We start from the raw sequence: 13463 nt of genomic DNA, 5'->3' as shown, positions 1-13463 counted from the left end.
ATGCGCGAGTCGATAAGACAGGGCATGTTGTCCCACGCACGGGAAGATGCAAGACACTTGGCCACGAACACCGATACCCCCGCAGGGATAAAGACCGAGAGCCTGACGGGTGGAGACGGCGAGATCTGGCGTCTCTCCGGCCGCTGGATCAACACGACGGCGGTCGCCGCCTCCAAACAGCTCGACGGCATGAAGGGCGGCACGACGGGGCCGCTGGAGATCGACCTCGGCGGCGTCGAGGAAATGGATACCGCCGGCGCCTGGCTGTTGCGGCGCACCATCACCGCGCACCAGTCGGGCGGTGGCGAGGTCACCATCACCGACCGGCCGGGCGCAAGCTATGCGGACCTCATTGCGGCACTGCCCGAAAAGCTGGCCGAAGCCGGCGATACGCGCAGCGCGTCCGGCTCGCGTTTCGAGCGCATCTTTGCGCCCATCGGCCGCGTCGTGGTCGACATCTGGAACGACTCGGTCGCCGCCATGTTCATTCTGGGCTCGGCGGTGCGCGGGGCGCAGCTCAAGCTCGGCCGCAAAAGCGGCGTTTCGCCCGCCGCCATCGTGCACCAGATCGACCATATGGGCGTGCGCGCCGTTCCGATCATTCTGCTGATGTCGTTCCTCATCGGCGCGATCATCGCCCAGCAGGGCGCCTTCCAGCTGCGATACTTCGGGGCGGAAGTCTTCGTCGTCGATCTCGTCGGTATCCTGCAGCTGCGCGAAATCGGCGTCCTGCTCACGGCCATCATGATCGCCGGCCGCTCCGGCAGCGCCATCACCGCCGAAATCGGCTCGATGAAGATGCGAGAGGAGATCGATGCGCTGAAGGTGATGGGGCTCAGCCCCATCGGCGTCCTTGTCTTTCCGCGTCTGGTGGCGCTCACGGTCGCGCTGCCGCTTCTGACGATCATCGCCAACTTTGCGGCGCTCGCCGGTGCCGCCTTCGTGGCCCGGGCCTATTCGGGCATCACCTTCGACACGTTCCTGTCGCGCCTGCGCGAGGCGATCGATCTCTCGACCATCGTCTCCGGCATGATCAAGGCGCCCTTCATGGCGCTGATCATCGGCATCGTCGCATCGGTGGAAGGCCTGAAGGTCGGCGGCAGCGCCGAATCGCTCGGCCGCCATGTCACCGCCTCGGTGGTGAAGTCGATTTTCGTCGTCATCCTCGTAGACGCCCTCTTCGCCGTGTTCTACTCCGCAATCGACTTCTAGGAATGCAGATGGACCCGGTTACGGCAGATCAGAAGGACGTCATTCTCTCGGTCAAGGACCTGACCGTCGGTTTCGGCACGAAGATCGTGCTCGACAAGCTCAATCTCGACATCTACCGCGGCGAGATCCTCGGATTCGTTGGTGCGTCCGGTACCGGCAAATCCGTTCTGATGCGCACCGTGCTGCGGCTCCTGCCGCGCCGCGGCGGCAATATCCAGATCTTCGGTACGGATTTCGACAAGGCGACGGATTCCGAGCGCATGGCGCTGGACATGAAGCTCGGTGTCCTCTTCCAGCAGGGGGCGCTGTTCTCGTCGCTGACGGTGCGGGAAAACATCCAGGTGCCGATGCGCGAATATCTCGACCTTCCGCAGGCGATGATGGACGAACTGGCGCGGCTGAAGATCGAGCTCGTCGGCCTCGCACCCGATGCCGCGGAAAAATTCCCCTCGGAGCTTTCGGGCGGCATGATCAAGCGCGCGGCGCTGGCCCGTGCGCTGGCGCTCGATCCGGCGCTTGTCTTCCTGGACGAGCCGACATCAGGCCTCGATCCCATCGGCGCGGCCGAATTCGATGCGCTGATCGCCAAACTGCGCGACACTCTGGGCCTCACCGTGTATATGGTGACTCACGACCTCGACAGCCTGTTTTCGGTATGCGACCGCATCGCCGTGCTCGGGCAGAAGAAGGTTCTCGTCGAAGGCACCATCGAGGACATGCTGGCCTTTGACGATCCTTGGGTGCAGTCCTATTTCCAGGGCAAGCGTGCACGATCGATCGTGCGATAGACATGAAGGGCATCCGGGAGCATCCCGTCCCGGCGGATGGAACTGCGAGCAGGACTGAAGAATGGAAACGAAAGCCAATTACGCCCTCGTCGGTTTCTTCACCGTGCTGGTCATGGCAGCCGCCTTCGTGTTCGTCTACTGGATGTCACAATACGGCCGGGGCGGTGACATGGCGCAGCTGGCGATCCGCATTCCCGGTTCGGCCAACGGTCTGTCCATCGGCTCGCCCGTGCGCTTCAACGGCATTCCCGTCGGTTCCGTGCGCAGCCTTGCCATCGACAAGGACGATCCGCGCTTCTCCGTCGCCATGACGGAGGTCGCAACCAGCGCGCCCGTGAAGAAATCCACCTCCGCCGTGCTGGAAGTGCAGGGCCTGACGGGTGCGGCCTATATCGAGCTTTCCGGTGGTTCCGCCGGCGATCCGAACATCCTGCGCGACGCCTTCGACAACGAGACGGCCGCCGTTCTCCAGGCCGAACAGTCGAGCGTGACCAACATCCTCTCGACGGCCGACAAGATCCTCAAGCGGGCCGATGCCGCCATTACCGATGTCCAGGGTTTTGTCGCCGATGCCCGCGGTCCGCTCACCAAGACGATCCAGAATGCCGAGCGCTTCTCCGATTCGCTTGCCGCCAACGGCGAGAATATCGACGAGTTCCTGAAGAGCGTCGGCGGGCTTTCCGAGACGTTCAGGAACCTCTCCGGCCGGCTGGATTCCACGCTCGCCTCGGTCGATTCGCTGATCAAGGCCGTCGATCCGAAGAAGGTCGAGGACTTCGTCGGCAATGTCGACAAGGTCAGCAAGGATATCGCCGACGCCTCCGGCAACGTGAAGGAGACGGTCGAGGGTTTCCGCAAGACGGCCGAGACCTTCGATACCTTCGGCAAGAATGCGACCGTAACGCTCAATAAGGTCGACAGCCTGATCGCCGCCGTCGACGCGCAGAAGGTCAGCGGCGCCATCGACAACATCTCGGTCGCGACCCAGGATGCGCGCAAGGCGATCGCGTCCGTCACCGGCGTCGCCGACAAGATCGGCAACCGCCAGGAAGACATCGACCAGATCATCACCGACGTGCAGCAGATGAGCAGCAAGCTGAACGCGGCGTCCACGCGTGTCGACGGCGTGCTCGCCAAGCTCGACGGCTTCCTGGGCGAGGGCGATTCCGAATCGCTGTTTGCCGAGGCCAAGGCGACGTTGCAGTCGATCAAGCAGGCGGCGGATACGCTGAACGGCCGCATAGGGCCGATTGCCGACGGGCTTCAGCGTTTCTCGGGCTCGGGCCTTCGCGATGTCGAGGCGCTGGTGCTCGATACGCGCCGCACCATCCAGAATCTCGACAGCGCGATCTCCGGTTTCGAGCGCAATCCCCAGCGCCTGCTGTTCGGCGGCGAGACCGTCAAGCAGTATGACGGTCGTACCCGCCGCTGACCCCCTTGAAGTGTGGCCGTATTTACACAACGGCTGCTCAGGTCTCGCTTGCGTGCAAGGACTTGGCCCACACTACCGTGACAGCCTGCAAAGCCGCTGCTACATATCGATATCAAGGGTTTCGAGGACAATATGACGGTATCGGGTATGGAGATGTGGCGGAGAGGACCTGCGACGCGGATCGCACTCTCGGCCGTTCTGGCTGCGTCACTGACCGCCTGCGGCGGTGGAGCGGCCAAGAACGATACGTTCAGCCTCACATCTGCGGCACCGATCGAGGGGCCGTCTGCGAAGAGCCGGCAAATCCTCGTGCCGCAGCCGACCGCGCTGAAGGCGATCGACAGCGAACAGATCGTCATCCGCCCGTCGCCATCGGAGATCCAGTATCTCTCGCAGTCGCAGTGGAGCGACAGCCTGACCAAGATGGTGCAGGCCAAGCTCGTGCAGGCTTTCGAGAATACCGGCCGTCTGGGCGGTGTCGGTACGCCCGGCCAGGGGCTGGCCATCGACTACCAGATCGTGACGGAGATTCGCGCCTTCGAGGTTCAGACCTCCGGTGCCGGCACCGCGATCGTCGAGATTTCCGCCAAGCTGCTCAATGATCGCAACGGTTCCGTACGGGCGCAGAAGGTGTTCCGGGCCACGGCGCCGGTTCGCGGAACGGGTAACACGGCTTTCGTGAAGGCGCTCGATGCGGCCTTCGCCGCCGTCACCGCCGACATCGTCGGCTGGACGCTGAAAACGATCTGATCGATCGATCTCTTATCTAAACGTTTTCGGCCGCGCGCAGCCCCTTGAGGTCGCGCGCGGCCTTGTCTTTTCGTGTCAGGCCGCTTCGACGCCCTGGATGGCCGAGACCTTCCAGTCGCCACCGTTGCGGCGCAGGAACGTCCAGACCTCGACGGTTTCCGTGAGATTGTCCGGATCGCCGGAGACCAGCTTGCCCGAGGCGCGGTCGCGCATCACATCGATGCTTTCGTAGCGCATGGCGACCGTGGCGTAGTCGTCGGTGCCTTCGCGCCAGGCTTCCGCCACGTCGCCCTGTACGAGATGGATGTCGCGCACCTCGTTGCGCAGGCCCTGCGTGGCGTTGTCGCCGATCTCCTCGGCGAGATAGGACATCGCCTCCGGCGTCGTGATCTGGCGGAGCGTGCGGAAGTCTTCCGCCGCATAGGCGGCCTGCAATTCCTTCAGCATGCCTTCGAACTGTTCGAGATCCTGCTGTCCTATGCCGATCTCGTCGCCGGACTGCGGCTGGACTGCGGCCTGTCGCTCGCCGCCGCCGCCGATGCGCGGGATCTCGAAATCCGAGCCGTTGCCGCCCTGATAGGCGCTGCGCGCCGCGCCTGCGCCGGCATAGGCCGGTGCATTCTTCTGCGCGAACATCCGCCGGATGAACAGGAAGGCACCGGCGATGAGCAGCACCTGGAGGATCAGGCCGAGGAAGCCGATGCCGCCGCCGAGCCCGTGGCCGAGCATCATGCCGACAAGGCCGCCGAGCATCAGGCCGCCGAGCATGGAGCCGCCAAAGCCGCCGAACAGGCCCGGACGCGGGTTCGTCGCCGTGTTGTTACGGCCTGCCGCCTGCTGGGTGGTGGATGGTTGGCGCGTCATCGTGCGGTCGATGGGCTGGGCTTCGTTCGGCGCGGTGCGCGTCGTCGAGGGCGTGGAGAAGGTGCGGGTGCCACGGCTGCCGAAACCGCCCCCGGCGCGACGGGCCTCGGCCACGTCCACCACCGTCATCATCACGACCAGCGCCACGGCCAGCGTCGCGAGAAGGCGTCCAAACCCCTGTATTGCAATCATATTCGTCTCTCTCCCTTGCGGCATCAGGCCTTTCGCTGGGGATATAGAGGCTGGCGGCTGCGAATATAAGAGAAAGGCGCGCGGAAACGACACGGCCGGCTCACAAATGCGTTATCGGCCATAACGCAAAACGGCCGCCCCGGGGGACGGCCGCCAAGTCCTGCACGATCCGCTTCACTCAGTTGAAGCGGCCTGCCGCGTGGGCCAGCATGGTGTAGACCTTGCCGGTGTCCGAGGTGAGGTAGGTCTGCGTCATCGTCTTGTCGCGGTCGTTGCGGGCGACGTCGGCGAGCAGCTTCTCGAAATCCGAGATATAGCGGTCGACGGCGGTGCGGAACTCCGGCTCGCGCTCGTACTTGCGCTTGATCTCGTCGAAGGTCTGCTGGCCCTTCAGCGTGTAGAGGCGACGGGTAAAGACGTCGCGCTCGCCACGCTGGTAGCGGCGCCACAGGTCGACCGACGCATCGTGATCGATGGCGCGGGCGATGTCGACGGACAACGAGTTCAGCGATTCCACGACATGGCGCGGGTTGCGGCTGTCGGCAGGGCGGGCCGCCTGGCCTTCGCCGCGCGGCTGGGCGAACTGGGCTTCCTCACGCGAGACGGCGCCGCGCAGGAGATCGCGCATCCAGCCGCCTTCGCCGCCTGCCGTTCTGGCATCGGTCTCGGCGGGCAGGGGCTGCGCGCGCTGCGGCACGGTGGCGGCGGCTGCGCGCTCCAGCCCGAGGCTGCCGCGAAGCTGCGGCTGTTCCTCGCGGCGTGGCTCGACGCGGGCCTGCTGCTGGACGGGCTGCTGCGCAGGTGTCGCCTGGACGGCCGGGCGCGAGACTTCGAGAGCGGCCGAGGATTTGCCGATGATATCGGACAGGTCCTGCAGCGCCTTGATCTGCTCGCTGACGGCGCGCCGCATCTGGGCAGCGTTTTCCTTCGCTTCTTCCGGCAGGTCGAACGCGCCGCGCTTGAGTTCGCCACGGGTCTGGTCGAGTTCGCGGCGGATTTCGCCGGCGGCGCGGCGGATTTCCTCGGTGGCGCCGGAGAATTTGCCGATGGCTTCCTCGACCGCCTCGCGCATCGCGTCGCGCATGACGGCCGTGGCGGCCTCGGACTTCTTGCCGGATTCGTTCAGCAGGCGATCGACATCCGAAAGCGAGGCGCTGACGCTGCCGCGCAGGCGGTTTGCGACTTCCTTGGTGCGCTCCTCGGCGCGCACGAAGGCGCCCTCGACGGACTGGCCCGCTTCCTCGCCGGCCTTGACCAGCGAATCGCGCAGCGTGGCGGCGGCGGTCTCGGCGCGTTTTTCGGTCTCGCTCAGGATGCGGCCGACTTCGGCGAACGAGCCCTGGATGCCGCCGCGCAGGTTGCCGGCGATCTGGCTGGAGCGTTCCTCGGCGCGGCTGAACGCACCTTCCACCATGCCCTCGAGCGAGCGCATGGTGCCCTCGATTTCCTCCGACCGCTGGACGAGGCCGACGGAGAGCGCGCGCAGCGCATCCTGACGTTCCTCGAGCGTCGAAACGAGGTTGGACTGGGCCGCGGCCAGAAGGTCGGACGCCTGCGACAGGATCTTCGAGTGGTCCTCGAAACGACCGACGATGCCGCCGATCTGGGAGAGGGTCCCGGCCGCGATATCCGACAGGCGGTCGACCTTGCCTTCCAGCAGGCGTGACGTGGTGGCGACCATTTCGGAGGCGCGTTCGGCCGACGAGCTGAAATGCTCGGCCGTGCTGCTGAGGCGGCCATCGATGGCGCCCAGCGTCTGGCTGGCCGCATCGACCATGCCGGCGATGGCGCCGTTGCTTTCCGAAAGGCGGGCGATCAGGCCCTCGACATTGGCCTGAAGGCCGTCTTCGATGGCGCGCATCGCGCCGGCCGCTTCGTCCGTGCGGGCCGTGATGGCGGCCAGCGTGTCGGCGGTGCGGGCGGAGATCGCGTTGATGAGCGCGGCGTTCTCGTTGCGCAGGCGATCGGCGCTTTCGCGGGCGACGCCGGAGATGCGCTCGGCAGCCTCGCGGCCGACGGCCGCGTAATCGTCGATGACCGGGCGGGCTTCCTCATTGATGAGGCGCGACAGCTCTTCCGTGCGGCTCGCCAGCATGGAGTTGAGCTCGCGGGTGCGCTCATCGAGCGTGGAACGGATGGAGGCACCGCGCGTGTCCAGCGCCTTCTGAACCTCGCCGAGACCCTGCTGCAGGGCCTGGGCCTGACCGGCCAGACGGCTTTCGGTCTCCTCGATGGAGCGGGCGAAGGCCTCGTTGCGGGTGGAGAGGTTTTCGGCAAATTCGGCGCCGGTGCGGGCGATGTTCTCGGCCACTCGCTGGGCTTCCGTGCCCATTTCCGTGGCCGCACGGGAAACCGCGCCGCGCAGCGAACTGCTGATGCTGACGAATTCCTCGCCGGTCTTGGCCAGCGACTGGGCCGAGCGCACGGCTTCGGCATCCATGTCCTGCGCCGCCTGCGAAACGGCTTCGCGCAGCGTCTGGGCGAGGCCCGCAGCCTTGCCGTCGATCGTGCGGTTCACATTGTCGAGGCCGATCGTGAGCGCCCGGTCCATCGTGCCGAGGCGTTCCTCGATGCGGCCGGTCTTGTCATCGATCGTGGCCGCGATGCGTTCGGAGGCTTCGCCGGCAATCTGGGCGATCTGGTTGGCGCGCTCGCTCAGCGTGCTGTCGATGCGCCCGGCGGCCTGGTCGGTAACCTGCGCAATCTGGCCCGCGCGCTCGGTCAGCGTGCTGTCGATGCGCTGGGCGGCATCGCCCGCAACACGCTCGATATCGCCGACATGACCGGCGAGGGTGGCGGCGATCCGCGCCGTGGTTTCATCGCCGATGCGGTCGACTTCGGCGATGGGGCGGGAGAGGGCGTCGGAGACGCGCAGCGAGACGTCGCTGCCCACGCGCTCCAGGTCGGCCAGGCGCGCGCCGAGCGTGTCGGAGATGCGGGAGGCTGCCGTATCGACGATGCCGGAGACGTTGTCGACGCTGTGTTCGATGCGGGCTTCCAGCTTGCCGAGGTTTTCTTCCAGGCGGCTGCCGGTGGTGTCGAAGCGGTTGGCGACGCTGTCGACGGTCTGCTCCATGCGCGCGCCGAAGGCATCGGCGGCCTGCGCGATCTTGGACGTGGTCTCGCCGAGGCGTTCGGCGACGGCATCGGTGCTTTCGCGCACGCGTTCGTTCAGGAGGTCGGCGCTGGTGTCGATGGTGCGGCGCAGTGCTTCCTGCTGCTGCTCCAGCGAGATTTCCAGCATGCCCGCGCTCGTGGCGATGGTTGTGCCGATCGCGGTAGTCTGGTCGTTCAGCGTCTCCGTGAGCTGGTCGCGGCCTTCGCTGATGGCGACATTGATCGCATGGATGCGGTCGTCGAGCGTCGCGCGGATCTGTTCATGCGTCGAGACGAGCGAGCTGGCAAGCTCCGAGGCGCGGCCCGAAAGGGCTTGCGCGATCTCGGCGGCGCGGCCGGAGAAGGCATCGGCGAACTCGGTCGCCTGGCCATGCAGCACGCCGCCGAGCTGCTGGCTGCCTTCCGACAGCACATGCTCGACGCGGTCGGCTGCATTGTCGATGGCCGCCTGCATGGAGCCGGCGCTGTTGGACAGGACGGAGGCGAGGTTGGCGGTGCGGCCGGTGATGACCTCGTCGATCTGGCGGGCGGCGCCGGTGAGCGCGGTCTCGACGCGATTGGCCGCCGAACCCACGGAATTCTCCAGCTGGCTGCCGGTCTCGTGCAGCATGGCCGAAAGGGCTGCCGTGCGCTCGGTAAGCGCGCTGTCGAGGCGGTTGTGGCTTGCCGCGATGGTGGAGGTGATCTCGTCGGCGCGGGCGCCGAGCGCTTCTTCCATGCGAACCTGTGCGGCCTGGATGTCGGTCGCGATGGCCGTGCCGCGGTTGTCGAGCGCTTCCGTCAGGCGGCGTTCGCTGCCCGAGATGCTTTCGGCCAGCGCATCGGCGCGCGCGCCGAAGCCGCTTTCGATACGGCTCTGCACCTCGGCGAGGCCGCCGAGCAGGGCGGACGACTTTTCGGACAGAACCGCGCCCACGCGCTCATGTGCACCGCCGACAGCGTTGCTGATGGCTTCCGCGTGGCCGGAAACGGCGCTTTCGAACACTTCCTGGCTGGTGGCGATGGTGGTCGCCAGCGCGAAGGACTGGTCCGTCAGCGTGTTGCCCAGGCGGTCGATGCTGGAGGTGAGGATGCCGTCGATCGCCTCGCGGCCGCTGGCGACGGTCTCGTTGATGCGCGCAAGGCTCTCCATCAGCTTGGAATCGAGCGAGCCGGCGCGCTGGTCGAAGGCCTGAGCGAATTCCTCGACGCGCTGGTCGAAGGCGCCGGCGATCTGGCCGACGGTCGCCTGCATGCGCTCGTCGAAGAAGCCCGAACGAAGGTCGAGGTCCATGACGGTGTCGTCGGCGGCGTTCTTGAGGCTCTGGCGGAACTGCGCGCCCTTTTCGTCCAGCGCCGCGTTCATCGACTGGAGAACGTGATCGAGGCCGCTCGTCACCGCGTGCTGGCCGATCGAAAGGCTTTCGCTGATCTCGCGGGTGCGGGCGATCAGCGTTTCATTGAGCTGCTTTGCGCGCTCGTTGAGCGCGGCATTGAGCTTCTCCGTGTTGGCGTCGAGCGAGGTCGCGCGCGTTTCGAACTGCTGGAGAAGATCGCGGCCGCGGCTGTCGAGGTTCTGCGTCAGCTGTTCCAGGCGCGTATCGAATTCGTTGGCAAGCGCAAGGCCGGAGGAGCTCAGCGTGGACAGGAGGTTGTCCGTGCGCGCGGCGAGCATGGCGCCGATGGTCTGCGTCGCGCTGTCGGACTTCTCCATCAGCATGGCAGCGCGCGTGTCGAGCATGGAGGCGAAGGCCTCGCCCGAAGTGGCAAGCCGCGCCGTGATGCTCTCACCGGCGCTGGCCAGCTCGTCCTTCAGCTGCTCATGCGCGCCGGAAATGGACGAGCGGATGCGTTCGGCGTGGCTGACGATCGCCTCGCGTTCCGTGCCGAGCTCCTGCACGAGCGTGCGCACGCGCATTTCATTGTCGGAATAGCTGCGCTCGAGGGCGTTGACCTCGGAGTGAACGAGCGTTTCGAGTTCCGTGGCGCGTGCGATGGTGCGCTCGATGCCTTCGTTCATCGCCGACACTTCGCGGCGCACGGCCTGGCCGACGGACATGATGCGGTCGGCAGCGACGGTTTCCGGCTCGGAGAGGCGCAGGGCGACTTCCGCCATGGAGCGCGCCGCGCTGCGCAGTTCGTGGGCGCGCGCGATCATGATGGCGAAGGCGAAGAACAGCATGATCGGCATGATGATCGCGACCAGCATGCCGATGGCGCCGGGCAGGGCGACCAGATCGGCGATGGAGCGGATCTGCCAGATCTGCGGTGCATAGAGAAGATTGGCAACGCCGACGCCGCCGATGACCCAAAGCACGGAGGCGAGCGCGGCCATGCGGATGGGGCCGCGCGAGGAGCGCATGTCGAGCGACTTCAGGATCGCGGCGGGCGTCTTGCGCGAACCGTCATTGGCGGGCGCGAAGACCGGCGTCTTCGGGCCGGGCTCGGGGTTCAGGTTGCGCGGGGTCTCGGCGGACGCCTGCTGACCTTGCGTCTTTCCCTGAATTCGACTTGCTGGTTCAGACACACGGGCCTCCGACGAATCCGTCTTCGAAGGCGTCTCCGCGGTCAGATCGTCGAAATCGATTTTCAAGGCCTCTTCAAGAGCCTGGAATGCCTTGTCGTCGATCGACTCAATGGTCTTGTTCGTCGCCATGCGGGTACGCCTCGTTACCATGTCCGGGTCGAGCCCTATACGCGCCGCCGCTGCTCGGGCGTATTCGAGATCGTCCGGTTGGCGGCCGGTCTTGCCGCGAACCCTCATGGTTGCGCAGCGTCCGGACCGCCGTTCATTCCCAATTCGTTCGATAGACCGAAATGACGGAAGCGTGTATATCCGCCAACGGCTTATCCACCGGGACTATCCGGCCGTATCGTAGTGACACATTAGCCTGTATCACACAATTGATTGCCATCTCCCTTAGGCTGAAACTTAACAGAAAGTTAATTTCAGCCGATTCTGTATCGCAATGGAAAGCTTGAGAAAAAAGCCTTTTTTCAGGCATTAACCATAGTTTGCGATTCATGCCCATTTTGCGCCGCCTTTTAATCCGATAGGGGCGTCCGCCACCCACAATGGCATCCGTTTCCACGCGTCAGGCGGGCGAACGGACGGGCAGGCCCGTAAACGTGGCATGCTCCATAACGAAACAAGCGCGCGCGGCGCGAACAAGGATATTGGCAAATGGCAGCGCTCAACATCGCCTTCGATACCCCCGACAACGCCAGCGGCATCTGTGCCTCGACTGGACGGCCGATCGATTTGGTACACCTTGGCCGCCAGACCATGGGCGACAAGGCGCTGGAGCTGGAAGTGCTGCAGATGTTCGCGCGGCACGCCCGCCAGAGCATGAAGGAACTGGCCATGTTCGACGGCGAGGCGCGCGCCTCGGTCGCGCATCGCCTCAAGGGTTCGGCACAGTCGGCCGGTGCCACGGCCGTGGCGCGCGCCGCCGCCGCGCTGGAGGAAAACCCGGCGGATGCGATTGCGCTCGCCGCCGTCACGGCCGCCGTCGTCGAGGCCGAGAACTTCATCCTGAAACTCTGCCGCTGACCGGAACTGTGACATAACGGCAGCCCCTCGCGCCCGGATGGCCGGGCGGCAAGGCGCGATGTTGACTGTGGAGGGGTTTTGTTGGAAACCTCGGCCGCAACGCCGGCAGGCGGGCGGCTGCCCGCTGCGCCGGTCAGAGGCCCCGGGGCCGCTCACAGAATTCGGAACCCATCATGAGCAAACTCACCATCGTCGCCTTCGACGGCACCCGTCACGAACTGGATGTCGCCAACGGCTCCACGGTCATGGAAAATGCCGTGCGCAATTCCGTGCCCGGCATCGAGGCCGAATGCGGCGGCGCTTGCGCCTGCGCGACCTGTCACGTCTATGTCGACGAGACCTGGACGGCGCTTGTCGGCCCGCCGGAAGCGATGGAAGAAGACATGCTCGATTTCGCCTATGACGTCCGGCCGACGTCACGGCTTTCCTGTCAGATCAAGATGTCGGATGCCCTCGACGGTCTCGTGGTCCACGTTCCCGAGCGCCAGGCCTGACATCAAATTCCTGAAAACGGATTGCGGCCAGCCGGCGCGCCTTGGCGCGACCGGCCCCATTGCCGTGGGCGCGAAAAATCACCGGCGTTACCGTGCAGGGATCGAGGCGCAGGGACGAGGCAAAAAAAGCCTCGCCGGTCTATGGGACAAGCGAGGCGAGGAGGGCGCATCGCAGCGAGGAAAGGGAGGAAACAACCTGCTGCTATGATGTGGATGCGCCAGGAGAACCTGTTACAAACTGCTTCATGCTGCACGGGGAGAAACATATCCTCCCGGTCACCGTTGAAATGAACATAGGGTGATTTGCGCATTTGCGCTATCGCAAGAATTCATCCGTCATTTTACGCATAAAACGACAAAGCTTGCATCGCATCGCGGGTTTTCATCGCAATTGTGCTGGCAATACTGAGCGGCCGGGCGGCCTTTACTCACTTCCCGTTTTTCAGGCGGTGCGTCAGCAGGCGCATCATGCGGTCGTTGAAGTTCTTCGATTCGATGCGGTCGAAACGGGCCTGATCGGCATCGTGACGCGCGACGGCGTCGGCGGTGGCGCGGTCCACGCGCGCCTGCATGCGCTCGCAATCGGGTTCCGACGGCAGACGCCGCAACTTGCGCTCCAGGTCGCGGGCATGGGTGCGGGCGATCTCCGCATGCCGCTCCTCGTGGCGCTTGATGTCGCTGGATAGCGTATCCCAGATCAGCGCCAGCGACGGGGTCGCGCGATTGCGGTTCTTCCAGCGCGGCAGGATGATCTGCGTGGAGAGCACGACCTTGGCCTCGCCGACCGCACAGCGGTTGTTGCGGCGCACGTAGGTTACCGAGCCGCCCCACTTGATCTTCGTCGCGCCCGGATGCCGCGAGCCGCTGCGCTTCATCATCGGCCCGCGCTTCGACAGTTCCGCATCGAGTTCGGCGGCGGTGCGTCCGCCGACCGGGAAATAGGAGAAGGTCTTGGTGGTGATCGTCTGTGCACCGGCTGGCTGGAAAGGGAGCGAGGCGAGGGCGGCAAGGGCCATCAAGCGGGCGATGGTCTTCATTCGAATCCGTATTCCTTTCGCGCCGGCGGGCAAGCCCGACGGTGT

Annotated in this window: 9 protein-coding genes; 6 read left to right on the top strand and 3 right to left on the bottom strand. The window is 65.4% G+C overall.

Annotated features, from left to right (window positions below; translation table 11 throughout):
• Positions 1-24: 24 nt before the first annotated feature.
• From B5M41_RS07235 to B5M41_RS07220, 4 genes are all read left to right on the top strand, one after another.
• Positions 25-1212, top strand: a complete 1188-nt coding sequence (locus B5M41_RS07235) for an ABC transporter permease (protein WP_134649961.1) — start codon at positions 25-27, stop codon at positions 1210-1212.
• 8 nt (positions 1213-1220) lie between these two features.
• Positions 1221-2000: an ABC transporter ATP-binding protein gene (locus tag B5M41_RS07230; RefSeq protein ID WP_160869158.1), complete on the top strand. Its 780-nt coding sequence runs from the start codon at positions 1221-1223 to the stop codon at positions 1998-2000.
• A 61-nt stretch (positions 2001-2061) separates the two neighbouring features.
• The gene (locus tag B5M41_RS07225) at positions 2062-3432 is read left to right on the top strand and encodes an MlaD family protein (RefSeq protein ID WP_134649959.1); all 1371 of its coding nucleotides are present in this window, start codon (positions 2062-2064) and stop codon (positions 3430-3432) included.
• A gap of 132 nt (positions 3433-3564) precedes the next feature.
• A complete protein-coding gene (locus B5M41_RS07220; protein WP_134649958.1) occupies positions 3565-4182 on the top strand; it encodes an ABC-type transport auxiliary lipoprotein family protein in 618 nt (205 codons plus the stop codon).
• 75 nt (positions 4183-4257) lie between these two features.
• On the opposite strand, the gene B5M41_RS07215 is transcribed toward B5M41_RS07220, so the two are convergent.
• Both B5M41_RS07215 and B5M41_RS07210 read right to left on the bottom strand, forming a co-directional pair.
• Positions 4258-5238 (bottom strand): Tim44 domain-containing protein, encoded by a 981-nt coding sequence (locus tag B5M41_RS07215; protein WP_160869154.1) that lies wholly within the window; start codon positions 5236-5238, stop codon positions 4258-4260.
• Between the two features lie 178 nt (positions 5239-5416).
• The gene (locus tag B5M41_RS07210) at positions 5417-10990 is read right to left on the bottom strand and encodes an apolipoprotein A-IV repeat region-like domain-containing protein (RefSeq protein WP_134649957.1); all 5574 of its coding nucleotides are present in this window, start codon (positions 10988-10990) and stop codon (positions 5417-5419) included.
• Positions 10991-11518: 528 nt separating this feature from the next.
• On the opposite strand from B5M41_RS07210, the gene B5M41_RS07205 reads away from it, so the two are divergent.
• Complete coding sequence (locus B5M41_RS07205; protein ID WP_134649956.1) at positions 11519-11887, top strand: Hpt domain-containing protein; 369 nt, start codon at positions 11519-11521, stop codon at positions 11885-11887.
• 173 nt (positions 11888-12060) lie between these two features.
• Positions 12061-12381, top strand: coding sequence for a 2Fe-2S iron-sulfur cluster-binding protein (locus tag B5M41_RS07200; RefSeq protein WP_134649955.1), 321 nt, complete (start codon positions 12061-12063; stop codon positions 12379-12381).
• Between the two features lie 428 nt (positions 12382-12809).
• Here the strand turns inward: B5M41_RS07200 and B5M41_RS07195 are convergent, their stop codons facing one another.
• Positions 12810-13418, bottom strand: coding sequence for a DUF922 domain-containing Zn-dependent protease (locus B5M41_RS07195; RefSeq protein ID WP_134649954.1), 609 nt, complete (start codon positions 13416-13418; stop codon positions 12810-12812).
• Positions 13419-13463 lie beyond the last annotated feature (45 nt).

The sequence above is a fragment of the Shinella sumterensis genome (assembly GCF_004514425.2).
Taxonomy (GTDB): domain Bacteria; phylum Pseudomonadota; class Alphaproteobacteria; order Rhizobiales; family Rhizobiaceae; genus Shinella; species Shinella sumterensis.
Note: the sequence above shows the minus strand (reverse complement) of the source record. Positions and strands in the feature narration are given on the sequence as shown.

Bases quoted from the DNA above. Each gene is read 5' to 3' on its own strand.
- B5M41_RS07235 (WP_134649961.1), top strand. From the start codon at position 25: ATGTTGTCCCACGCACGGGAAGATGCAAGACACTTGGCCACGAACACC.
- B5M41_RS07230 (WP_160869158.1), top strand. From the start codon at position 1,221: ATGGACCCGGTTACGGCAGATCAGAAGGACGTCATTCTCTCGGTCAAG.
- B5M41_RS07225 (WP_134649959.1), top strand. From the start codon at position 2,062: ATGGAAACGAAAGCCAATTACGCCCTCGTCGGTTTCTTCACCGTGCTG.
- B5M41_RS07220 (WP_134649958.1), top strand. From the start codon at position 3,565: ATGACGGTATCGGGTATGGAGATGTGGCGGAGAGGACCTGCGACGCGG.
- B5M41_RS07215 (WP_160869154.1), bottom strand. From the start codon at position 5,238: ATGATTGCAATACAGGGGTTTGGACGCCTTCTCGCGACGCTGGCCGTG.
- B5M41_RS07210 (WP_134649957.1), bottom strand. From the start codon at position 10,990: ATGGCGACGAACAAGACCATTGAGTCGATCGACGACAAGGCATTCCAG.
- B5M41_RS07205 (WP_134649956.1), top strand. From the start codon at position 11,519: ATGGCAGCGCTCAACATCGCCTTCGATACCCCCGACAACGCCAGCGGC.
- B5M41_RS07200 (WP_134649955.1), top strand. From the start codon at position 12,061: ATGAGCAAACTCACCATCGTCGCCTTCGACGGCACCCGTCACGAACTG.
- B5M41_RS07195 (WP_134649954.1), bottom strand. From the start codon at position 13,418: ATGAAGACCATCGCCCGCTTGATGGCCCTTGCCGCCCTCGCCTCGCTC.